Origin of the sequence: Citrobacter sp. R-1.5.2, from assembly GCF_035064245.1 — a bacterium.
Taxonomy (GTDB): domain Bacteria; phylum Pseudomonadota; class Gammaproteobacteria; order Enterobacterales; family Enterobacteriaceae; genus Citrobacter.
The window spans coordinates 41,079-62,566 of sequence record NZ_JASEYC010000001.1; the positions used below are offsets into that span (position 1 = coordinate 41,079).

The 21,488-nt window shown below is 52.1% G+C and carries 20 protein-coding genes; 10 read left to right on the forward strand and 10 right to left on the reverse strand.

Annotated elements, in window-relative coordinates:
• Positions 1-12: 12 nt before the first annotated feature.
• The gene (gene wrbA, locus QMN38_RS00190; protein ID WP_003832057.1) at positions 13-609 is read right to left on the reverse strand and encodes an NAD(P)H:quinone oxidoreductase; all 597 of its coding nucleotides are present in this window, start codon (positions 607-609) and stop codon (positions 13-15) included.
• Between the two features lie 385 nt (positions 610-994).
• Here wrbA and QMN38_RS00195 point away from each other — a divergent pair, with 385 nt between their 5' ends.
• From QMN38_RS00195 to rutR, 3 genes are all read left to right on the forward strand, one after another.
• A complete protein-coding gene (locus QMN38_RS00195) occupies positions 995-1,168 on the forward strand; it encodes a con-10 family general stress protein (RefSeq protein WP_003036022.1) in 174 nt (57 codons plus the stop codon).
• Between the two features lie 162 nt (positions 1,169-1,330).
• Positions 1,331-2,245: a DMT family transporter gene (locus tag QMN38_RS00200; RefSeq protein ID WP_323604149.1), complete on the forward strand. Its 915-nt coding sequence runs from the start codon at positions 1,331-1,333 to the stop codon at positions 2,243-2,245.
• 58 nt (positions 2,246-2,303) lie between these two features.
• A complete protein-coding gene (gene rutR, locus QMN38_RS00205; RefSeq protein ID WP_323604150.1) occupies positions 2,304-2,942 on the forward strand; it encodes an HTH-type transcriptional regulator RutR in 639 nt (212 codons plus the stop codon).
• Here the strand turns inward: rutR and QMN38_RS00210 are convergent.
• Positions 2,939-3,334 carry a lysozyme inhibitor LprI family protein gene (locus QMN38_RS00210; protein ID WP_137382210.1) on the reverse strand — a complete coding sequence of 132 codons (396 nt, stop codon included), beginning with the start codon at positions 3,332-3,334 and terminating at the stop codon, positions 2,939-2,941. The two genes, rutR and QMN38_RS00210, sit on opposite strands and share 4 nt — an antisense overlap.
• 59 nt (positions 3,335-3,393) lie before the next feature.
• Positions 3,394-7,356 carry a trifunctional transcriptional regulator/proline dehydrogenase/L-glutamate gamma-semialdehyde dehydrogenase gene (gene putA / locus QMN38_RS00215; protein WP_323604151.1) on the reverse strand — a complete coding sequence of 1,321 codons (3,963 nt, stop codon included), beginning with the start codon at positions 7,354-7,356 and terminating at the stop codon, positions 3,394-3,396.
• 422 nt (positions 7,357-7,778) lie between these two features.
• On the opposite strand from putA, the gene putP reads away from it, so the two are divergent.
• The 5 genes from putP (at position 7,779) to phoH (ending at position 14,125) form a co-directional block, all read left to right on the forward strand.
• Positions 7,779-9,287 carry a sodium/proline symporter PutP gene (putP, locus tag QMN38_RS00220; protein ID WP_323604152.1) on the forward strand — a complete coding sequence of 503 codons (1,509 nt, stop codon included), beginning with the start codon at positions 7,779-7,781 and terminating at the stop codon, positions 9,285-9,287.
• Positions 9,288-9,508: 221 nt separating this feature from the next.
• On the forward strand, positions 9,509-10,342 hold the full coding sequence (efeU, locus tag QMN38_RS00225) for an iron uptake transporter permease EfeU (RefSeq protein ID WP_271441337.1): 834 nt from the start codon (positions 9,509-9,511) through the stop codon (positions 10,340-10,342).
• 57 nt (positions 10,343-10,399) lie between these two features.
• Positions 10,400-11,527 carry an iron uptake system protein EfeO gene (efeO, locus tag QMN38_RS00230; protein ID WP_271441338.1) on the forward strand — a complete coding sequence of 376 codons (1,128 nt, stop codon included), beginning with the start codon at positions 10,400-10,402 and terminating at the stop codon, positions 11,525-11,527.
• Positions 11,528-11,532: 5 nt separating this feature from the next.
• Entirely contained in the window at positions 11,533-12,816 is a 1,284-nt protein-coding gene (gene efeB, locus QMN38_RS00235; RefSeq protein WP_323604153.1) for an iron uptake transporter deferrochelatase/peroxidase subunit, read from the forward strand.
• Between the two features lie 520 nt (positions 12,817-13,336).
• Positions 13,337-14,125, forward strand: coding sequence for a phosphate starvation-inducible protein PhoH (phoH, locus tag QMN38_RS00240; RefSeq protein WP_199954506.1), 789 nt, complete (start codon positions 13,337-13,339; stop codon positions 14,123-14,125).
• 177 nt (positions 14,126-14,302) lie between these two features.
• On the opposite strand, the gene artJ is transcribed toward phoH, so the two are convergent.
• The 6 genes from artJ to QMN38_RS00270 all read right to left on the reverse strand — a co-directional run bounded on the left by artJ (position 14,303) and on the right by QMN38_RS00270 (position 19,009).
• Positions 14,303-15,034, reverse strand: coding sequence for an arginine ABC transporter substrate-binding protein ArtJ (gene artJ / locus QMN38_RS00245; RefSeq protein WP_271441340.1), 732 nt, complete (start codon positions 15,032-15,034; stop codon positions 14,303-14,305).
• Positions 15,035-15,273: 239 nt separating this feature from the next.
• Positions 15,274-15,942 (reverse strand): arginine ABC transporter permease ArtM, encoded by a 669-nt coding sequence (gene artM, locus QMN38_RS00250; protein WP_137382221.1) that lies wholly within the window; start codon positions 15,940-15,942, stop codon positions 15,274-15,276.
• Positions 15,942-16,658: an arginine ABC transporter permease ArtQ gene (gene artQ, locus QMN38_RS00255; protein ID WP_271441341.1), complete on the reverse strand. Its 717-nt coding sequence runs from the start codon at positions 16,656-16,658 to the stop codon at positions 15,942-15,944. Before artQ ends, artM begins: the two co-directional genes overlap by 1 nt.
• Before the next feature lie 6 nt (positions 16,659-16,664).
• A complete protein-coding gene (artI, locus tag QMN38_RS00260) occupies positions 16,665-17,396 on the reverse strand; it encodes an arginine ABC transporter substrate-binding protein ArtI (protein WP_003027298.1) in 732 nt (243 codons plus the stop codon).
• Between the two features lie 16 nt (positions 17,397-17,412).
• On the reverse strand, positions 17,413-18,141 hold the full coding sequence (artP, locus tag QMN38_RS00265) for an arginine ABC transporter ATP-binding protein ArtP (protein ID WP_137382222.1): 729 nt from the start codon (positions 18,139-18,141) through the stop codon (positions 17,413-17,415).
• 352 nt (positions 18,142-18,493) lie between these two features.
• Positions 18,494-19,009, reverse strand: a complete 516-nt coding sequence (locus QMN38_RS00270; RefSeq protein WP_200000890.1) for a lipoprotein — start codon at positions 19,007-19,009, stop codon at positions 18,494-18,496.
• A gap of 126 nt (positions 19,010-19,135) precedes the next feature.
• Here QMN38_RS00270 and QMN38_RS00275 point away from each other — a divergent pair, with 126 nt between their 5' ends.
• Positions 19,136-19,459 (forward strand): heavy metal-binding domain-containing protein, encoded by a 324-nt coding sequence (locus tag QMN38_RS00275; protein WP_108474624.1) that lies wholly within the window; start codon positions 19,136-19,138, stop codon positions 19,457-19,459.
• Positions 19,456-20,286: an N-acetylmuramoyl-L-alanine amidase gene (locus QMN38_RS00280; RefSeq protein ID WP_323604161.1), complete on the forward strand. Its 831-nt coding sequence runs from the start codon at positions 19,456-19,458 to the stop codon at positions 20,284-20,286. The genes QMN38_RS00275 and QMN38_RS00280 overlap by 4 nt, the downstream gene beginning before the upstream one ends.
• Before the next feature lie 111 nt (positions 20,287-20,397).
• Here the strand turns inward: QMN38_RS00280 and QMN38_RS00285 are convergent, their stop codons facing one another.
• Positions 20,398-21,411: an NAD-dependent epimerase/dehydratase family protein gene (locus tag QMN38_RS00285; RefSeq protein WP_323604163.1), complete on the reverse strand. Its 1,014-nt coding sequence runs from the start codon at positions 21,409-21,411 to the stop codon at positions 20,398-20,400.
• Between the last annotated feature and the right edge of the window lie 77 nt (positions 21,412-21,488).

The window sequence follows — 21,488 nt, forward strand, 5'->3', positions numbered from 1 at the left end:
TCCTGTTGAAGATTAGCCGTTGAGTTTTACTGCCAGACCTGCGACATATTCACCCTGATAGCGGGCGATAGATAACTCTTCCTGACTTGGCTGTCGGGAGCCGTCACCCCCGGCAATGGTAGTTGCGCCGTACGGCGTACCGCCACGAACTTGTGAGACATCAAACAGTTCTTGCGCCGCATAACCGATGGGAACAATCACCATCCCGTGGTGGGCAAGCGTTGTCCAGGTTGATGTAATGGTTTGTTCCTGACCGCCGCCAGTGCCTGTTGAGCTGAATACGCTGGCGAGTTTGCCGTAAAGGCCGCCAGATGCCCACAGTCCGCCGGTCTGATCCAGGAAGGTACGCATCTGACCCGACATGTTGCCAAAGCGCGTGGGAGTACCAAAAATGATGGCGTCGTAATCAGCCAGTTCCTGCGGGGTTGCGACTGGTGCGTTTTGTGTTTTACCGCCTGCTTTCAGGAAGATTTCAGGCTGCATTGTCTCTGGCACACGCTTAATAATGACTTCCGCGCCATCTACCTTATTTGCGCCTTCTGCGACTGCATGGGCCATGGTTTCAATGTGTCCGTACATGGAATAATAAAGCACCAGAACTTTTGCCATTTTACACTACTCCTCGAGTTAACCGTGTCCGTAGCGATTCGCTACCTCCCTTTAAAGATATGACGTACGGCCAGGAGTGCAAATTTCACAATCACTTCTTTGATTTATAACAATTTTTATAACAACTGCTTTTGTTGCAAAATGATACATTTTTAACCTGACGGAATTTGGTAGCCATAAGAAAGACTTATTGATTTCATTCCGCGATTATTAACATCTTGCGGTCATTCCTGTTGCAGAATATTACAGTTCGCCGGTTATCCGGTTACTCTTCACTATGCTTAATCCCACGCAGTAAAAATCAGGGCACGGCCCATGCGCTGCGTGAGGTATCACTCCTCAGTACCTATGCAATATGATGGCTAATCAATGACGGAGGTCAGTAATGGCAAACCATCGGGGCGGTTCCGGCAACTTTGCGGAAGACCGTGAAAGAGCATCAGAAGCAGGTCGAAAAGGTGGCCAGCACAGCGGGGGCAACTTCAAGAATGACCCGCAACGCGCTTCAGAAGCAGGCAAAAAAGGGGGCAAGAATAGTCACGGCAATAACAAATCGTAATTGTCGGGCTGTCTGTTAGAGATATCGTGACGGCTGAGTGTTCAGAGACAGACGTTACGTCGCCACCGCCGCCGGGTTGTTCCGGCGGTTTTTTTTGTCTGCAAGGTTGAACTGTAACAAAACGCAACGCAGACTAATGACATTCAGCTAATCGGGTGTCTCATGTCATTACTTTCTCGTTATTCCTTCTCTGTTAAACCCCAGGAGGCGATCCTCATTGTGATCACCATGTTCTGGGGCGGAACGTTTTTGGCTGTGCAATATGCTGTCACGCTGAGCGGTCCCTTTTTCTTTGTCGGCGTGCGCTTTGCGACAGCGGCACTGGCGGTGGCGTTGCTGTCATTGCGTACATTGCGTGGGCTGACATGGCTGGAAGTCAAAGCCGGAGTGGCGATTGGCGTAGCAATTGCGCTGGGCTATAGCCTGCAAACCTGGGGATTACAGTCTATTCCCAGCAGCAAGTCGGCATTTATTACTGCGATGTATGTACCACTGGTACCGCTGTTGCAGTGGTTGTGTCTGGGACGAATGCCAGGAGTGATGCCGTGCGTCGGTATTGTGTTGGCCTTTATCGGACTGATATTTCTTGCCGGACCGGATGGCAATTTACTGGCGCTTGGTGAAGGGGAGTGGATCACGCTGGTGGGTGCGGTAGCGATAGCGGCTGAAATAATCCTGATCAGCGCATGGGCTGGAAAAGTGGATGTACGTCGGGTCACGGTGGTGCAACTGGCAACCGCTTCTGTAGTGGCATTTATTGCGATGGGGCCCGCAGGTGAGTCGGTTCCTCCCATGTCGACGGGCTTGCTGGCCGTGGCATTAGGATTGGGTATTTTTAGCGCGATTATCCAGGTTACCATGAACTGGGCGCAGCGCAGCGTGTCGCCGACACGCGCAACGGTAATCTATACCGGTGAGCCTGTATGGGCGGGGATTTTTGGTCGGCTCGCAGGGGAACGCCTGCCGCTGCTTGCTCTGTTGGGGGCGGCATTCATTATCATTGGCGTACTGGTCAGCGAACTGAAGTTCAAAAAGAAGAAAGCCGTCCAGCAGGAGGCTCCGCCCGAGTCGCTTTAATTTAACCTTTCAGTGTGCGATTTGTTATGCTGGCGCCCTCAGAACAAGGAGAGGGTGCATGGCTCAAGGCGCAGAGAAAAAAACAGGTAAACGCTCGCAGGCCGTGAGCGCGAAACGCCAGGCTATCTTAACCGCGGCATTAAATGTCTTTTCCCAGTATGGCATTCATGGCACGCGTCTGGAGCAGATTGCGGAACTGGCGGGGGTGTCTAAAACGAATCTGCTTTATTACTACCCTTCTAAAGAGGTGCTCTATATTGCCGTATTACGCCAGATCCTTGATATCTGGCTGGCGCCGCTGAAGGCCTTTCGCGAGGACTTTGCACCGCTGGTGGCGATTAAAGAGTACATCCGACTCAAACTGGAAGTGTCCCGCGATTATCCTCAGGCATCGCGACTGTTTTGTATGGAAATGCTGGCAGGCGCACCTTTGTTGATGACGGAATTAACGGGCGATCTTAAAACGTTGATTGACGAGAAATCCGCATTGATTGCCGGATGGGTCAGCAGTGGAAAACTGGCGCCGGTTGACCCGCATCATCTGATTTTTATGATTTGGGCTTCAACGCAACATTACGCTGACTTTGCCCCACAGGTCGAGGCAGTGACGGGCGCAACGCTGCGTGATGAAGCCTTTTTTAACCAAACGGTGGAGAGCGTACAGCGAATGATTATTGAAGGGATCCGTGTGCGCTAGTTGGCGGGGGGTAACGGGCAACTTAAGTCGCCCTCTTCACATTGCAAGAGGGAGGCGAGAAATGCTTCTCGCTCGTTGGTTTTGTCCGTTAAACACTGGCTGGTGATCATCGACTGTATGCTGCCGCCTTCCGTGCCTGAACTGATCAATGCACAGTCTGCATCACGCAGGGTAATCCATGCGACCTGTGCTTTTTTCAGTAAATCACGTTGGGTGGGGGCGGCGCGCTTCAGTGCATTCTGATAAGTCTCATTTAGCTTTGTGTCGGCCGTCTTATACTGCTCAGCGGCGCAGGTATTCATTTCAATCTGGTTGTTTGCGTTTGCGCAGTCATCCGCCAGTGCGTGACTGCTTAGCAGCAGTGCTGCACAGGTCAGTACAATTCGTTTCATGCTTCCCTCTGGCTTAATAAAAAAAGGCCCCGTAACCGGAGCCTTAATTAACCATAACCTTAGCCGATTGTCATCAGGCTGGCGTTCCCACCCGCCGCGGCGGTATTCACGCTCAACGAACGTTCAATATACAGCCTCTCCAGCAGGATATTGCTCTCGCCGCGGGCAAATCCTTGTACCGAAACAATCGCACCTTCCCGTGCTGCTACCGATTCGCACAGTGCGCGTAGCTGGTCAGAATCACCGTGGAAGATAACGGCATCGAACGGCTGCGCGGTGAGGGTGTCTGCTTTGGCAAACTGAATGCGCCCGCAGAGGGCGGCAGGCAGACGTTTTGCCAGTTCGCGATGGAAAGCATCATCTTGCCACAGGATAAGACTGCCAACCGAGGCCACGGCAGCAACCTGCACCAGCGCATCCTGCTCGTTATCGGCCATACACAGCACGCGTTCACGCGGCAACAGCGTCCAGGTATTGCGCTCGCCGGTTGGCCCTGGCAGCAAACGCTGGGTTCCTGCTTGTGCCAGTTCGGCAAACTGCTGGCAGAGCGCATGCAGCGACGGACGATCGCTTGCCCATGCGGTAAGCGCTTCCAGCGGTTGAATCAGCGCTGATTTAAGCTGTACATCGACAGGGTAGTCTGCATCCTGGCGGGCCAGCGTGACGGCCAGTGCATTTTCCGGACGGTTTGCCAGCAAGCGGTACAGATACAGTGGGCCACCGGCTTTGGGGCCGGTTCCTGACAATCCTTCGCCACCAAATGGCTGCACGCCGACCACAGCACCGACCATATTACGGTTAACGTACAAGTTACCAACGTGCGCGGACCCGGTGACCTGCGCGATGGTTTCATCAATACGAGTATGTACGCCAAGCGTCAGGCCGTAACCGGACGCATTGATTTGCTCAATCAAATTGCCGAGGTTATTACGGGTGTAACGCACGACGTGCAGCACCGGGCCGAATACCTCTTTTTGTAGCTCATCAAAGCTTTCCAGCTCAATCAACGTCGGTGCAATAAAGGTCCCGGTTTGCCATTCACGCGCATCATCGCTGTTCTCACGTACGGCCTGGAATACCGGACGTCCTTTGGCACGCATGGCCTGAATATGATGTTCAATATTGGCTTTGGCTTCTTCATCAATAACTGGCCCAATATCGGTAGTCAGACGGCCTGGGTTACCCATACGACATTCGGCCATCGCGCCGCGCAGCATTTTCAGCGTGTGGTCGGCAATATCATCCTGTAGGCACAGGACGCGCAGTGCCGAGCAACGCTGTCCGGCGCTGTCAAACGCAGAGGCCAGCACGTCCACCACAACCTGTTCCGTTAACGCAGATGAGTCGACGATCATGGCGTTCATCCCGCCCGTTTCAGCGATGAGCGGAATTGGACGACCCTGAGCATCCAGACGAGTAGCAATATTTCGCTGCAACAGCGTGGCGACTTCCGTTGAACCGGTGAACATGACTCCGCGTACACGTTCATCGGAGGTGAGTTGCGCCCCGACGGTTTCCCCTTGGCCTGGCAACAGTTGCACCACGCCTGGCGGTACACCGGCTTCCAGCAAAATAGCGATGCCCTGAGCGGCAATCAGTGGGGTTTGCTCTGCAGGTTTTGCCAGCACGCTGTTTCCTGCTGCCAGCGCAGCCGCAATTTGTCCGCTGAAAATGGCCAGTGGGAAGTTCCATGGGCTGATACAGACCACTGGACCGAGCGGACGATGCGTTTCGTTGTCGAAATCATCACGAACCTGACCGGCATAGTAGTGCAGGAAGTCAACGGCTTCGCGTACTTCCGCAATGGCATTGCTGAAGGTTTTCCCCGCTTCACGCACCAGAATGCCAATCAGTTGCTGCATCTGGCCCTCCATCAAAATAGCGGCGCGATGCAGAATGGCGGCACGTTCTTGTGGCGGTGTAGCAAACCAGATAGGGGCATTATTGACGGCGTTCTGTAGCGCCTGCTCCACTTCAGCGTGAGTCGCTTCTCGCACGTAGCCCACAATGTCTTTCGGCTCAGCCGGGTTGACGACCGGCGTCATTTCACCGTCTGCAACCGGATGTTCGAGCATCGGTTTGGCGTGCCATTTTTGCAGCGCGCTGTTGAGCAGGGCAGAGGACAGCGAAGCCAGGCGGTGTTCATTTGCTAAATCCAGCCCTGCGGAGTTTTCGCGGCCTTTTCCATATAGGGAACGTGGGAGTGCAATCTTTGGATGCGGCAGCCCAGCCTGACCTTCCTGCTGTGCCAGTTTCTCGACCGCTTCAACGGGATCGGCGACCAGTTCATCCAGCGGCAGGGTGGTATCCGCAATACGGTTGACGAACGAGGTGTTGGCGCCATTTTCCAGCAGACGACGAACCAGGTAAGCCAGCAGCGTTTCATGTGTGCCAACGGGGGCATAAATACGGCATGGGCGGTTGAGTTTACCGTCTGCGACTTTGCCGGTGACCTGTTCGTACAACGGTTCACCCATGCCGTGCAGGCACTGGAATTCGTACTGGCCCGGATAGTAGTTTTGACCTGCTAACTGATAAATTGCCGCCAGCGTATGCGCGTTGTGGGTAGCGAACTGCGGGTAGATCAGGTTTGGTACGGCGAGCAATTTCTTCGCGCAAGCCAGATAGGAAACGTCGGTGTACACCTTACGGGTGTAAACCGGATAGCCTTCCAGACCGTCCATCTGGGCACGTTTGATTTCGCTATCCCAGTACGCACCTTTAACCAGACGGATCATCAGGCGACGGCGGCTACGGGTTGCCAGGTCGATCAGGTAGTCGATGACGTAAGGGCAGCGCTTCTGGTAGGCCTGAATAACAAAACCAATCCCGTTCCAGCCTGCCAGTTCGGGCTCAAAGCACAGTTTTTCCAGCAGATCGAGGGAGATCTCCAGTCGGTCGGCTTCTTCGGCATCGATGTTAATGCCGATGTCGTACTGGCGCGCCAGCAGGGTCAGCGACTTCAGGCGTGGATAAAGCTCATCCATCACGCGGTCATACTGCGCACGGCTGTAGCGTGGGTGCAGTGCAGACAGTTTGATGGAGATCCCCGGGCCTTCATAAATACCGCGTCCATTCGACGCTTTACCAATGGCATGGATCGCCTGCTGGTAGGAGACCATATAGGCCTGGGCATCGGCGGCGGTCAGCGCAGCTTCACCCAGCATGTCATAGGAGTAACGGAAGCCTTTCTCTTCCAGTTTACGTGCGTTAGCCAGTGCTTCTGCAATGGTTTCTCCGGTGACGAATTGCTCACCCATCAAGCGCATCGCCATGTCGACGCCTTTACGCACCAGCGGTTCACCGCTCTTGCCGATGATGCGGTTCAGCGAGCGTGAGAGGCTGGCTTCGTTATGGGTGGAGACCAGACGACCGGTAAACAACAATCCCCACGTTGCAGCGTTAACGAACAGAGACGGGCTGCGTCCGATGTGTGATTGCCAGTTACCGTTGCTGATTTTGTCGCGGATCAGCGCATCGCGGGTGGCTTTGTCGGGAATACGCAGCAGTGCTTCAGCCAGACACATCAGCGCGACGCCTTCCTGTGAGGAAAGGGAGAATTCCTGCAACAGTCCCTGGACCATGCCGGCACGCCCGCTGGCCGTCTTTTGGTTGCGCAGTTTATCTGCCAACTGATAGGCCAGTTTATGGGCCTGCTCTGCGATAGGTTGCGGCAGACGAGCCTGCTCCATCAACATGGGTACCGCATCGGTTTCAGCACGGCGATATGCCGCGGTAATGGCCGCACGGGAAACAGACTGCGGCAGGATCTGCTCTGCAAATTCAAGGAAAGGCTGGTGCGCTTCATTTTGTTGCGCAGTGGATTCCTCGCTCTCATTTGCTGCACCCGCCAGCAGGGCAGGCAGCTCCGGAAGCGCATCGTCATTTTCCAGTCTTTCGAGATAATTAAAGATGGCCTGCTTGATAAGCCAGTGCGGTGTGCGATCGATTCGTGATGCTGCTGTTTTAATCCGCTCGCGCGTGGCGTCGTCCAGTTTAACCCCCATCGTGGTGGTTCCCATGCCATTTACTCCTGTTGTACTGAAATACGGGGCTGATAGTTACCGAGAAATATCCACTATGTTGCAACTTTGTGCAACCGTGTTAAATGTGACTTGGTTTGCAAGCTTGAAAATGAATGAAATGTTAATAAAGATGATGTTTATAACAAGGAGTGTAAAAAACGCAGAATCTTTTTCTCTGCGGTAGTTAACACTTTTTAAAGGTGCAACCAGAAAAAATGTGAGAGAGTGCAACCTACAGAAAAATGCTATCTACTCTGGATCAAAATTGATGTAAATGGTGTGTTAAATCGATTGTGAATGGCTATGGCTTCCGGCAGGATACGGTCGCCCTGGTCAATATAGATATCTTTGCCACGTTCCGGCAGGGTAATAAAACGGCAAGCCACGGCATTGCCGATACATAATTTTGGAGAGTTTTGATGGCTATTAGCACACCGATGTTAGTCACATTCTGTGTCTATATTTTTGGCATGATATTGATAGGGTTTATTGCATGGCGTTCGACCAAAAACTTTGATGATTATATTCTGGGTGGACGCAGTCTGGGTCCGTTCGTAACGGCGTTATCCGCAGGGGCATCCGACATGAGCGGCTGGCTGCTGATGGGGCTGCCAGGTGCGATTTTCCTGTCGGGGATTTCAGAAAGTTGGATCGCTATCGGTCTGGTATTAGGGGCGTGGGTCAACTGGAAACTGGTGGCCGGGCGTTTACGTGTACACACCGAATATAATAACAACGCGCTGACGTTGCCGGATTACTTTACCGGCCGTTTTGAAGATAAAAGTCGTATCCTTCGAATTATCTCTGCACTGGTTATTCTGCTGTTTTTCACCATCTATTGTGCTTCAGGTATTGTGGCAGGGGCGCGTTTATTCGAAAGCACCTTTGGTATGAGCTACGAAACCGCACTGTGGGCGGGAGCGGCCGCGACGATCATTTATACCTTTATTGGTGGCTTCCTGGCGGTGAGTTGGACCGATACCGTACAGGCCAGCCTGATGATCTTCGCACTGATCCTGACACCGGTGATGGTGATTATTGGTGTCGGCGGATTTGAAGACTCGCTGGAAGTGATTAAGCAAAAGAGCATTGAAAACGTCGATATGTTCAAAGGGCTTAACTTTGTTGCCATCATTTCACTGATGGGATGGGGGCTGGGTTATTTCGGTCAACCGCATATCCTGGCGCGCTTTATGGCTGCCGATTCCCACCATAGTATTGTCCATGCACGTCGCATCAGTATGACCTGGATGATTCTGTGTCTGGCTGGCGCTGTTGCCGTTGGTTTCTTCGGTATTGCTTACTTCAATAACAACCCGTCGGTAGCGGGTGCCGTGAACCAGAACGCCGAGCGCGTGTTTATTGAACTGGCGCAGATCCTGTTCAATCCATGGATTGCCGGTATTCTGTTATCTGCGATCCTCGCAGCGGTGATGTCGACGCTGAGTTGCCAACTGCTGGTATGCTCCAGTGCGATTACCGAAGATTTGTACAAAGCGTTCCTGCGTAAAAATGCCAGCCAGAAAGAGCTGGTATGGATTGGGCGTATCATGGTGCTGGTCGTGGCGCTGGTGTCCATCGCGCTGGCGGCAAACCCAGAGAACCGCGTGCTCGGCCTGGTGAGCTACGCCTGGGCTGGCTTTGGTGCTGCCTTTGGTCCGGTTGTTCTGTTCTCCGTAATGTGGTCGCGTATGACCCGTAACGGCGCGCTGGCTGGGATGGTCATTGGTGCTGTGACGGTTATCGTCTGGAAGCAGTTTGCCTGGTTGGGTCTGTATGAAATCATCCCGGGCTTCGTGTTTGGCAGCATCGGGATTGTAGTCTTCAGTCTGTGGGGTAAAGCGCCATCAGCAGCAATGCAGAAACGTTTTGCCGAGGCTGATGCTCATTATCATTCAGCACCGCCGTCGCGTTTGCAGGAAGAATAATCGCTGTATTGTTTTTAAAGCCCGCCGCGAGCGGGCTTTTTTATGTCTCCCTCACTTCGATCCAGCGTGCAATAACTGTTACCCACCTAACTGTTTACATTAAGTCATCATTCTCAAAACATTCTGCTTGAGTTTTTCTTTGCTGTAATGATAATCACTATCACTGTAATTTACTTTTCTTTGCATCACTTGACTGAGAATAACGTTAAAGGGTACTTCGCATGTTTGTTCCATTTCTAATTATGTTGCGCGAAGGGTTAGAGGCCGCGCTGATTGTCAGCCTGATTGCCAGCTACCTGAAACGGACTCAGCGTGGTCGCTGGATTGGCGTGATGTGGATTGGTGTGTTGCTGGCGGCGGCGCTGTGCCTTTCGCTGGGAATTTTCATCAATGAAACCACGGGCGAATTCCCGCAAAAAGAGCAGGAGCTATTTGAAGGTATCGTGGCACTTATTGCTGTGGTGATCCTGACCTGGATGGTCTTCTGGATGCGTAAAGTATCGCGCAACGTCAAAGTTCAACTGGAACAGGCTGTCGATAACGCGTTACAGAAAGGCAATCATCATGGCTGGGCGCTGGTGATGATGGTCTTTTTTGCCGTCGCTCGTGAAGGGCTGGAGTCTGTCTTCTTTCTGCTGGCGGCATTTCAGCAGGATGTGGGTATTTGGCCACCGCTAGGTGCGATGCTGGGACTGGCTACCGCGGTGGTGCTGGGTTACCTGATTTATCTCGGTGGGATTCGCCTCAATCTCGGGGCTTTCTTTAAGTGGACCAGTCTGTTCATTTTGTTGGTTGCCGCAGGTCTTGCTGCGGGAGCCATTCGTGCATTCCACGAAGCTGGGTTATGGAATCATTTCCAGGACGTAGCGTTTGATATGAGCAGCGTTTTGTCAACGCATTCGCTGTTTGGCACATTGATGGAAGGCATCTTCGGCTATCAGGAAGCGCCAAGTGTTAGTGAAGTTGCTGTCTGGTTTATCTATCTGATTCCGGCATTGATTATGTTTGCTCTACCACCTCGTTCAGGCACTACGGCATCACGTACCGCACCCTGATAAAACGTGATGCAAGAATATCATTTAGTTACAACATACTTTTTATAGGGATGGGTCATGACGATTAATTTCCGCCGTAGTGCGCTGCAGTTGGGTATTGCCGCGCTGTTTGCTTCTGCTTTTACCGCTCACGCTGCTGATATCCCGCAGGTAAAAGTCACGGTAAATGACAAACAGTGTGAACCGATGACAATCACGGTGAATGCCGGGAAGACTCAATTCATCATTCAAAACCACAGTCAAAAAGCGCTGGAGTGGGAGATCCTCAAAGGCGTGATGGTGGTTGAAGAGCGTGAAAACATTGCACCCGGTTTTAGCCAGAAAATGACGGCTAACCTGCAGCCGGGTGAATATGATATGACCTGCGGTCTGCTGACCAACCCGAAAGGCAAGCTGATCGTGAAGGGGACGGCAACGGCAGATGCCGCGCACAGCGATGCTCTGCTGAGCCTGAGTGGTGCAATTACTGAATACAAAGCCTATGTAACGGCAGAAACAGCGCAACTGGTGTCAGGCACGAAAGCCTTTACGGATGCCATTAAAGCGGGCGATCTGGAGAAAGCCAAATCCCTGTATGCGCCAACGCGTCAGCATTATGAACGTATTGAGCCGATTGCCGAATTGTTCTCTGACCTCGATGGTAGCATTGATGCGCGTGAAGATGATTATGAGCAAAAAGCCGCCGATCCTAAATTCACCGGCTTCCACCGCCTGGAGAAAGCGCTGTTTGGCGACAATACCACTAAAGGTATGGACAAGTACGCCGACCAATTAAACAGCGATGTTCTTGACCTGCAAACGCGTATTAGCGAACTTGCTTTCCCGCCGTCTAAAGTGGTTGGCGGGGCAGCAGGGCTGATTGAAGAAGTCGCAGCCAGCAAAATCAGTGGAGAAGAAGATCGTTACAGCCACACCGATTTGTGGGACTTCCAGGCTAACGTTGATGGCGCGCAGAAAATCGTCGACCTCCTACGTCCTCAGTTACAAAAATCCAATGCTGATCTGTTGGCGAAGGTGGATGCGAACTTCAAAAAAGTCGATTCCATTCTGAGCAAGTACCGTACCAAAGACGGCTTTGAAACCTATGACAAACTGACCGATGCCGATCGTAATGCGCTGAAAGGGCCAATCACGACGCTGGCGGAAGACTTGTCGCAATTACGCGGTGTTTTGGGTCTGGATTAAGCACTATGCAGCACGATAATGAAAACGGCGTGAGCGAACCGTCACGCCGACGTTTACTGAAAGGGATGGGGGCGCTGGGTGGGGCACTGGCGCTGGTTGGCGGATGCCCGGTCGCTCACGCGCAAAAAACGCAAAGTGCGCCGGGAACACTGTCACCTGATGCACGCAGTGAGAAACAACCGTTTTATGGCCAGCACCAGGCCGGTATCCTGACGCCGCAGCAAGCCTCAATGATGCTGGTGGCGTTTGATGTGCTCGCCAGCGATAAAGCTGACCTTGAGCGTCTGTTTCGTTTACTGACCCGCCGGTTTGCATTTTTGACAACCGGAGGGCCGGCACCAGAAACGCCGAATCCACGTTTACCGCCAATGGATTCCGGTATTCTTGGGGCATACATAGCGCCGGATAATCTGACGATGACGCTGTCGGTTGGATCTTCACTGTTTGATGATCGCTATGGTCTGAAAGCACAGATGCCGAAAAAACTGCAAAAAATGACGCGTTTTCCGAATGACTCACTGGATGCGGCGTTATGCCATGGCGACTTGCTGTTGCAGATTTGCGCCAATACGCAGGACACCGTTATCCATGCGCTGCGCGATATCATTAAGCACACGCCGGATCTGCTCAGCGTACGCTGGAAACGTGAAGGGTTTATCTCTGATCATGCCGCACGCAGTAAAGGTAAAGAGACTCCCGTCAATTTGCTGGGATTTAAGGATGGAACCGCGAATCCCGACGCTGCCGATACAACGTTGATGCAAAACGTGGTGTGGGTCACTGCGGAGCAGGGGGAACCGGCATGGGCACAAGATGGTAGCTATCAGGCCGTCAGGCTCATCCAGTTTCGCGTGGAATTCTGGGACCGTACGCCGCTTAAAGAGCAGCAAACGATTTTCGGCCGCGATAAACATACCGGCGCACCGCTGGGTATGCAGTACGAGCATGATGTTCCGGATTATGCCAACGATCCCGAAGGCGAGGTGATTGCACTCGACAGCCATATTCGTCTGGCGAACCCGCGCACGAAAGAAACAGAGACCAGCCTGATGATGCGTCGTGGGTACAGCTATTCGCTTGGCGTGACCAATTCCGGGCAATTGGATATGGGATTGTTGTTCGTTTGCTATCAGCACGACCTGGAAAAAGGGTTTTTGACGGTTCAGAAACGCTTGAACGGTGAAGCGCTTGAGGAGTATGTCAAACCTATTGGTGGGGGCTACTTCTTTGCTTTATCTGGTGTCAAAACCGCTGACCACTATCTGGGGCAAGCCCTGCTCGAAGCATGATGATTGTGCCCCGCAGTGCTGCGGGGCATTTCCTGACACGCTGATGAATGAAAAAATTATTTTTCATGATCGGCGGCGGCTGAAATAATTCTGTCATCTCTCTGCAAGAGACTGTTGCTGGCGATAAGATGAAATTAAGTTAACAACAAGTAAAAATATTGTTGCATTAACGAAAGGATATGATGTAATTATAAGTAATAGCGGTAGTTCCCGGCGGTGATAGTCATTCACTATGGAGATCGCGAATGGAAAAGTCCTGTACTGGACACGTTTTTCAAAGTTATTGCAGTCCCTTACGCGGACGTTTCTCTTCCGGTAGCCATCTCGTCACCGTTAAATCTCTCTCCCTTTCACTTCTTATCCTTGTAACTGACACCCTGTACGGTGCGCGTAGCCGTGTATGGCGTCTTATCCGAAGGCAGGCAATGGCTTACAAGGAAGCCAACCCTCAGATGTTCGTGCGCATAATCGTGCCGCCAACGGCGCGTGTGATGTATACCTACAACTCAAGGTGCTATCCATGGGAAGACAAAAAGCAGTGATCAAAGCTCGTCGCGAAGCAAAACGTGTGCTGAGGCGGGATTCGCGTAGCCATAAACAGCGCGAAGATGAATCGGTCACCTCGCTTGTGCAGATGGGCGGCGTAGAGGCGATTGGTATGGCGCGTGATAGCCGCGACGCCACACCGATCACGGCGCGAAATGAAGCTCAGGCGCACTACCTGAATGCTATCGAGAGTAAGCAGCTGATATTCGCCACGGGCGAAGCCGGGTGTGGTAAAACCTGGATCAGCGCGGCGAAAGCAGCAGAAGCCCTGATCCACAAAGATGTGGACAGGATCATTGTAACCCGTCCAGTTCTGCAAGCTGATGAAGACCTTGGCTTCTTACCTGGGGATGTCTCTGAGAAGTTCGCTCCCTATTTTCGTCCGGTTTATGACGTGCTGGTAAAACGTCTGGGAGCCTCCTTTATGCAATATTGCCTGCGACCTGAGATTGGTAAGGTAGAAATCGCGCCGTTCGCGTATATGCGGGGACGTACATTTGAAAATGCCGTTGTTATTCTGGACGAGGCTCAGAATGTGACCGCTGCGCAAATGAAGATGTTTTTGACTCGCCTCGGAGAGAATGTGACGGTGATTGTGAATGGGGACATTACCCAGTGCGATCTCCCCGCTCATGTTCGTTCAGGGCTAAGCGATGCGCTGGCCCGTTTCGAAGAAGATGACATGGTTGGGATCGTTCGATTCAACAAAGATGATTGCGTTCGCTCGGCACTGTGTCAGCGGACGCTCAATGCTTACAACTGATCTGTTTTGCGTCTTCAAGGCCCGGGAAACCGGGCTTTGTTTTTTGTCCCCCTGTAAGCACAACTGACTGATGGCGTGGCCGACATTGCAGGTGAGGTCAGGTGTTCACGTTGTATCCCGCATGGATAAATAGCAATAAAAAAGCCGCAGGTCGCGGCTTTTTAAACAAGACAGAGATTACTGTGGGAACCACTGGTCACTGATTTTCTGGTACGTGCCGTCAGCTTTGATGGCGGCCAGCGCATTGTTCAATTTTTCCAGCAGTGCTTTATTATCCGGGCGAACAGCAATACCAAGACCCGTACCAAAGTATTGCGGATCGGTGACTTTTGCCGTCGCAGTACCTAACTGTGGATTGGTTTTCAGCCACTCATTGACGACGGCAGTGTCGCCAAATACGCCATCAATACGGCCATTTTTCAGGTCGATGATTGCATTCTGATAGCTGTCGTAGGCCACGGTTTTTACTTCAGGATGTTTGTCCTGCAGGTATTTCTGGTGCGTGGTACCGTTTTCCATCCCGATACGTTTGCCTTTCAGATCATCAAAGCTCTTGTAGGTGTCTTTCTTCGCAATCACCAGCGCTGAGTTGGCATAGTACGGCTGGGTGAAGGAAACCTGCTTGCTACGTTCAGGCGTGATGTCCATACCGGAAATCACCGCATCATATTTTTTGAATTTCAGCGCGGGAATAAGGCTGTCGAAAGCATGATTAGTAAAAGTACATTCAGCCTGCATTTGTTTGCACAATGCTGTTGCCAGATCGATATCAAAACCGACAATTTTATTGCTGGCGTCCAGTGATTCGAATGGTGGGTAGGTTGCTGATACACCGAAACTAATCTTATCAGCAGCTGCGGCGCCAGCGGCGAAAGTAGCAAGTAATGCGGCCAGTACTAACTTTTTCATGGTGGAACTCCCGTCTGTCAATCTTATGATTATTTACCGTGTCTGCGGCGTGGATTCACAATGCCACTTAATGAATTTGTATGCAATAAAAATGATTAAATATTTTTATTGGCATAAAAAAAGACGGACAATTTAGAATGTTGTCCGTCTTTATGTTTTTGCATTATGCACATTCTTCGGATGACTGCGCTGGCACCTTATCCGGCCGACATCGGCGCAAAAACCGCAGCGGCATCGACTTAATTCCGGTGTTCAAACGCCAGGGCTTTACGTTCGATCAAGCGCATCATCAACGTCAGCAAGCCATTGACGATCAGGTAAATCACGCCAGCTGCACCAAAGACCATGACGTCATAGGTACGGCCGTACAGCAGTTGGCTGTAGCCCATGACTTCCATCAGTGTGATGGTGTACGCCAGTGATGTACTTTTAAAGACCAGTACCACTTCGTTGGAATACGAGGAGAGGGCGCGTTTAAAGGCATACGGCAGCAGAATGGCCAGCGTATCCTTTTTGCTCATCCCCAGCGCACCACAGGACTGCCACTGGCCTTCCGGGATTGCTCGAATCGCACCATAAAACAGTTGCGTGGTATAGGCCGCACTGTTTAAGGACAGTGCGATTAACGCGCACAGCCATGGTTCGGACAGCAAATGCCAGAGCACTGGATATTCCTGCAGCGCAGGGAACTGCCCTGGACCGTAGTAGATCAGGAATATTTGCACCAGCAGCGGTGTACCGGTAAACAACGTGATATAGGCGCGAACCAGCCACACCAGTACCGGCGTTTTCAGTGTCAGAATAACAGTGAAAACCAGCGCCAGAACCAGTGCCACCACAATCGAGGCGACCGTCAGCGTCAGGCTGGTGTGCAGCCCTTTCAGTAGTTCAGGTAAATACTCAAGCATTAGCCTGGTCTCCGCTCAAAACGTGTCGCGCGCAGGTCAATGCGTTTGAGAATGTACTGACTCACCAGCGTAATCACCAGGTAAATAGCCGCCGCGACGATGTACCAGGTAAAGGGTTCCTGAGTACGGGTCGCAATGCTCTTGGTTTGTAGCATCAGATCGTTCACGCTGATGAGGCTAACCAGTGCGGTATCTTTCAGCAACACCAGCCACTGGTTACCCAGACCCGGCAGGGCATGGCGCCACATTTGCGGCATCACCAGGCGAAAGAAAATCGCGGTTTTAGATAAACCCAGCGCCTGGCCTGATTCCCATTGTCCAAGCGGAACCGCTTTCAACGCACCGCGCAGCGTTTGTGAGGCATAGGCTGCATAAAGCAATGACAGTGCAATCACACCGCACAGGAACGGGCTGACGTCGAAGTTTTCAATCTGCATCTGAACGGGAATTTGCACGAACCCGAGATTGATCGTAAACCCATCGGCCAGCGTCAGCAGCAGTTGAGAGGAACCGAAATAGATAAACAGAACGACCAGAATTTCTGGTAACCCGCGCAGGATAGTGACCAGCCCTGAACCTGCCCATGCCACTGGACGCCATTTTACAGACTCCCAGACGGCAAAGAACATGGCGAGTGCAAGGCCAATAATCAGCGCACAAACGGCAAGGCCGACGGTCATCCCGGCGGCGCTTGCTAAAGGAAAAAATTCATTCATCAAATATTACTTCTGGAACCATTTGTTATAGATGGTCTCGTAAGTCCCATCTTTCTTCACTTTTTCCAGCGCAGCGTTAAATTTCTGCTGCAGCTCGGTATTACCCTGGCGCACAGCAATGCCCAGACCGGTACCGAAGTAATCTTTATCCGTCACTTTATCGCCAACGGCAGCCAGTTTCGGATTGTCTTTCAGCCATTCCGTTACCACTGCGGTATCACCAAAGACGCCATCAATACGACCGTTTTGCAGATCCAGTTTGGCATTCTGGTAGCTGTCATACGGTACGGTGGTCACTTCCGGATGCTTATCCATAATGAATTTCTGGTGCGTCGTCCCGTTTTGTACGCCAACTTTTTTGCCTTTCAGCTGATCAATGCTGGTGTATTTACCCTGCTGGCCAACAAACAGCGCCGAGTTATCGTAGTAAGGGGTGGTAAACAGGACCTGCTTTTCACGTTCTGGTGTGATGTCCATACCGGCCATTACCGCGTCAAAGCGGCGGAACTTCAGGCTAGGGATCAGGCTGTCGAAGGCCTGATTGGTAAACGTACAGGTAGCATCGATCTCTTTACACAGCGCGTTCGCCAGATCAACGTCAAAGCCCACGATCTTGTTATTAGCATCGATGGATTCAAACGGAGGATAGGACGCTTCGGTAGCGAAACGAATGGTTTGGGCTGCGGTAGCGGAAAGACTAAAACCTGCGATTAGCGCGGCAATCAGAACTTTTTTCATTGTATTGTCCCGAATCTTAGTGAGAAAGATAGTTTTTAAACGCTTCGGTTTGCGGGTTGGCAAAGCAGCTCGCATCCCCAAACTCGACGATATGACCGTTTTCCATATACACCACACGACTGGCTGTTTTACGTGCAACTTCCACTTCGTGGGTGACGATCACCTGAGTAATTTTGGTTTCCGCCAGCTCACGAATGATGCTGACGATTTGGGCCGTGATTTCCGGGTCAAGCGCTGCGGTAGGTTCGTCAAACAGCAGCACCTGCGGTTCCATCATCAACGCACGGGCAATCGCCACACGCTGCTGTTGGCCACCGGACAAATGCAGTGGATAGCGATCGCTGTAAGGCTTCAGGCGCAGACGCTCAAGCAGTTTTTCAGCACGCGCCAGTGCTTGTTCTTTCGTCAGACCAAGTACGCGGCAGGGCGCTTCAATCAGGTTTTGCTGTACCGTCAGGTGCGGCCAAAGATTGTATTGCTGGAAGACCATGCCCACGTTTTGACGCAGCTCACGAATAGCTTTATCTGAAGGGGTTTTCGTGAAGTCGAAACGGTTACCTGCAATAGAAAGCGTGCCCGAGCGTGGCATCTCAAGCAGATTGAGTACACGCAGTAGCGAGCTTTTCCCGGCTCCACTTGGGCCAAGTAACACCAGTGTTTCACCCTGAGGGCAATCCAGCGTGATATCGAACAGCGCCTGATGTGCGCCGTAGAAGCAGTTAATGCCGTTTAATTGAATACTCATTGATTCTCGTATGCTGGCAGTCTGATAGCTATACACTTCATCCTTCAAGCTGCCTCTTTGTTGGCTGCGTTCATTCACTCCAGTCACGTACTATTCGTACGCTCCTGGAGATTCATTCACTTGCCGCCTCGACGCATCATGAATGATTTTGTGTATATTGAAGCCGCAGATACTACCTTTGGTAGAATAGTTATGCAATATTTATGCGTTAAAAGTTAAATGCAAACCGCATTCTTATCTAAACATAGCACAAAATAGCGGGGCCACCAGTGGGCAAGAATAATTGTCGGCATTCTATGCAGAATGCCAGACAATTTATGGGGGTTATGATTTGATGAGATGAATGGGGAGATTAGCGGTTTTCGACAGACTGGCGCAGTGTCCCGGCTGGCGCGTGTACGCTGCCGCCCAGATAACGCACATCGTCAACTACCCAGCACTGGCCTTCGCGGATCATCAGCACTTCATCACGCCAGCTTTGGTCGCCCTGTTTAAGCTCTACGCGCAGCGGAATATTGCGTGCATCACTATTCGGAATAGTCGATGCGCTGGCGACGCTGGCGCTGTCCGGTAACGTGGCGCGACTGGAGAACGGATCGCTGTTAAACAGTTCGCGATGCGCGTTATCACGGCTGGCATCATTCAGCAGTTTCGCCAGGTTGTCGCTTAAGTACGGGCGCAGGGCGGTGATGTCATTGTTACGATGCTGAATGCGGTAATCATAGAATTGCTGGGCCACGCTGTCTGGCCCGCCTTCTACGCATGAACCGCTACGCGTGCCGTTATCTTTATAGACCGGCGTCACGGTAGTACAGGCGCTGAGAAGAAGTGCACAGGGAACCAGCAGAGAGAGTTTCGAGTAGCGCATAATGATTTCCTTATTAGCTTTCTACGATTAGTGTTCTACGTTGATAGAATATATCCTTTCAATGATAGTGGATCGGTTCGATAATGCTTTTGAGATCGTGCTCTTAGCGCAACAAGGAGATTAACCATGCAGTTTTCGACTACCCCTACGCTTGAAGGGCAGACCATCGTGGAATACTGCGGTGTGGTAACCGGCGAAGCTATTTTAGGCGCAAATATCTTCCGCGATTTCTTTGCGGGTATCCGTGATATCGTCGGTGGGCGCTCCGGCGCGTATGAAAAAGAATTACGCAAAGCGCGTGAAATTGCCTTCCAGGAACTCGGCGAACAAGCCAAAGCATTGGGCGCTGATGCGGTTGTCGGTATCGATATTGATTACGAGACCGTCGGGAAAGATAGCAGTATGCTGATGGTCAGCGTCAGCGGTACCGCGGTAAAAACTCGCCGATGAAGCGTCTGCTGTGGTTGCTGGCGTTCACGCTGCTGTTGGCCGGGTGTGCCGGCGAGAAAGGGATTATCGATAAAGACGGGTATCAGTTAGATACCCGCCGTCAGGCTCAGGCTGCCTATCCCCGCATTAAGGTGTTGGTTATTCATTACACCGCAGATGATTTTGATTCATCACTGGCTACGCTGACGGATAAAAACGTCAGTTCGCATTATTTGATCCCGGCGGTGCCGCCGTTGTATCACGGTAAGCCGCGTATCTGGCAACTGGTCCCGGAAAAAGATTTGGCCTGGCATGCGGGGATTAGCTTCTGGCGTGGCGCCACGCGCATCAACGACACATCGATTGGTATTGAGCTGGAAAATCGCGGCTGGCAAAAGTCGGCGGGAACGAAATATTTCACCCCGTTTGAAGCAACACAGATTCAGGCGTTGATCCCGCTGGCAAAGGATATTATTGCCCGTTACGACATCAAGCCACAAAACGTCGTGGCTCATGCGGATATCGCGCCACAGCGTAAAGATGATCCCGGCCCCCTGTTCCCGTGGCGTGAGCTGGCGGCACAAGGTATTGGCGCGTGGCCGGATGCGCAGCGCGTCACGTTTTATCTCGCCGGGCGTGCGCCTCATACGCCGGTAGACACCGCCTCGTTGCTTGATGTGTTGTCGCGCTATGGCTATGACGTTAAACCTGAAATGACGCCACGTGAACAACAACGGGTGATTATGGCGTTCCAGATGCACTTCCGTCCTGCGTTGTGGAACGGCGTGGCGGATGCTGAAACCCTGGCGATTGCCGAGGCGTTACTGGAGAAATACGGGCAGGGCTAACGCAGATCACCGATGCCTGATGGCGCTTCGCTTATCAGGCCAACGGATAGTTCGGGCAGGAATGTAGGCCGGATAAGGCGCTTGCACTGCTATCCGGCAATGGCAACCCGCTTAACGTGGCAGTTTGCCGTGGTCGCGTAACCAGGCCGCGGTACGTTCAATCCCTTCGTCCAGTGTGACTACGGGCTGATAGCCTAACTCTTCCTGAGCGCGCGTTGTATCCAGCGTAAAATCAAAATTAAGCTTCGACACACCGTAATGCGTGAGCTTGGGTTCTTTAGCCGATTTATTACCAAGACGTTCCATGGTGCGGGCGATCATGTCCAGCATCGGATAAGGAACCGAACGAATACGGCAATCAATATTCAGCTCATCAATGAGCTTCTGCACGATGCTGCGCAGGGTGCGATGCTCGCCGTTGGTAATGTTATAGGCACGACCTGACGGCAGTTTATCGCAGGTTGTCTGGCTTGCCAGCCACATCGCATGCACCGCGTTCTCGTAGTAGGTCATATCTACCAGCGCACTTCCGCCGTGCGGCAACAGAATGCTGCCGTAGTGATGCATCATATGCGCCAGACGCGGGATAAACACTTTATCATGAGGGCCGAACAGACTTTGCGGACGCAAGACCGTAAAACGGGTCTGCGGGTTGGCCTGAGCTAACAGTGCAATAACCTCTTCACCAGCGGCTTTGCTGCGGGCGAATTCGTTGGCAAAGCGATGTGGGCGGAAGTCCTCTTTGATATCACGATGGTGGTGATAGTCAAAATACAGTGAGGGAGAGGAGATATGAATAAAGTTACGCACGCCCCAGGCAACGGCCCACTCGCCCAGACGACGGGTAGCACGAACGTTGGCCAGATCGAAGGCTTCCTGCGTGCCCCACGGTGAGGTGAAACTGGAGCAGTGCCATAGTGTGTCGATACCTGCGAGCATCACTTTTGCCTGCGAAGAGACCAGCTCGGTCAGATCCGCATGGACAAATTCTGCCCCCATTTTTTCCAGCAGCTTACCCATCGCTTCGTTGCGACCGGTGGCTCTGACGCTGATGCCTTTTCTGCACAAAAACTCAACCGCGTTTCGGCCCAAGCCGCTGGTGGCTCCGGTAACCAGTACCTTCATATCAATCCACTGTGTTTAAAAAACGTCGTGCGCATTCTTCCGTGAAATACGCTCGTATGCAATGGGAAACATGAAAG

Excerpts from the sequence above, each read along its gene's own strand:
- efeB (WP_323604153.1), top strand. The coding sequence starts at position 11,533 with ATGCAGCACGATAATGAAAACGGCGTGAGCGAACCGTCACGCCGACGT.
- artM (WP_137382221.1), bottom strand. The coding sequence starts at position 15,942 with ATGCTTGAGTATTTACCTGAACTACTGAAAGGGCTGCACACCAGCCTG.
- QMN38_RS00285 (WP_323604163.1), bottom strand. The coding sequence starts at position 21,411 with ATGAAGGTACTGGTTACCGGAGCCACCAGCGGCTTGGGCCGAAACGCG.
- QMN38_RS00210 (WP_137382210.1), bottom strand. The coding sequence starts at position 3,334 with ATGAAACGAATTGTACTGACCTGTGCAGCACTGCTGCTAAGCAGTCAC.
- putP (WP_323604152.1), top strand. The coding sequence starts at position 7,779 with ATGGCTATTAGCACACCGATGTTAGTCACATTCTGTGTCTATATTTTT.
- QMN38_RS00280 (WP_323604161.1), top strand. The coding sequence starts at position 19,456 with ATGAAGCGTCTGCTGTGGTTGCTGGCGTTCACGCTGCTGTTGGCCGGG.
- QMN38_RS00270 (WP_200000890.1), bottom strand. The coding sequence starts at position 19,009 with ATGCGCTACTCGAAACTCTCTCTGCTGGTTCCCTGTGCACTTCTTCTC.
- artQ (WP_271441341.1), bottom strand. The coding sequence starts at position 16,658 with ATGAATGAATTTTTTCCTTTAGCAAGCGCCGCCGGGATGACCGTCGGC.
- putA (WP_323604151.1), bottom strand. The coding sequence starts at position 7,356 with ATGGGAACCACCACGATGGGGGTTAAACTGGACGACGCCACGCGCGAG.
- QMN38_RS00200 (WP_323604149.1), top strand. The coding sequence starts at position 1,331 with ATGTCATTACTTTCTCGTTATTCCTTCTCTGTTAAACCCCAGGAGGCG.
- artI (WP_003027298.1), bottom strand. The coding sequence starts at position 17,396 with ATGAAAAAAGTTCTGATTGCCGCGCTAATCGCAGGTTTTAGTCTTTCC.
- efeU (WP_271441337.1), top strand. The coding sequence starts at position 9,509 with ATGTTTGTTCCATTTCTAATTATGTTGCGCGAAGGGTTAGAGGCCGCG.
- artP (WP_137382222.1), bottom strand. The coding sequence starts at position 18,141 with ATGAGTATTCAATTAAACGGCATTAACTGCTTCTACGGCGCACATCAG.
- QMN38_RS00275 (WP_108474624.1), top strand. The coding sequence starts at position 19,136 with ATGCAGTTTTCGACTACCCCTACGCTTGAAGGGCAGACCATCGTGGAA.
- efeO (WP_271441338.1), top strand. The coding sequence starts at position 10,400 with ATGACGATTAATTTCCGCCGTAGTGCGCTGCAGTTGGGTATTGCCGCG.
- QMN38_RS00195 (WP_003036022.1), top strand. The coding sequence starts at position 995 with ATGGCAAACCATCGGGGCGGTTCCGGCAACTTTGCGGAAGACCGTGAA.
- phoH (WP_199954506.1), top strand. The coding sequence starts at position 13,337 with ATGGGAAGACAAAAAGCAGTGATCAAAGCTCGTCGCGAAGCAAAACGT.
- rutR (WP_323604150.1), top strand. The coding sequence starts at position 2,304 with ATGGCTCAAGGCGCAGAGAAAAAAACAGGTAAACGCTCGCAGGCCGTG.
- artJ (WP_271441340.1), bottom strand. The coding sequence starts at position 15,034 with ATGAAAAAGTTAGTACTGGCCGCATTACTTGCTACTTTCGCCGCTGGC.
- wrbA (WP_003832057.1), bottom strand. The coding sequence starts at position 609 with ATGGCAAAAGTTCTGGTGCTTTATTATTCCATGTACGGACACATTGAA.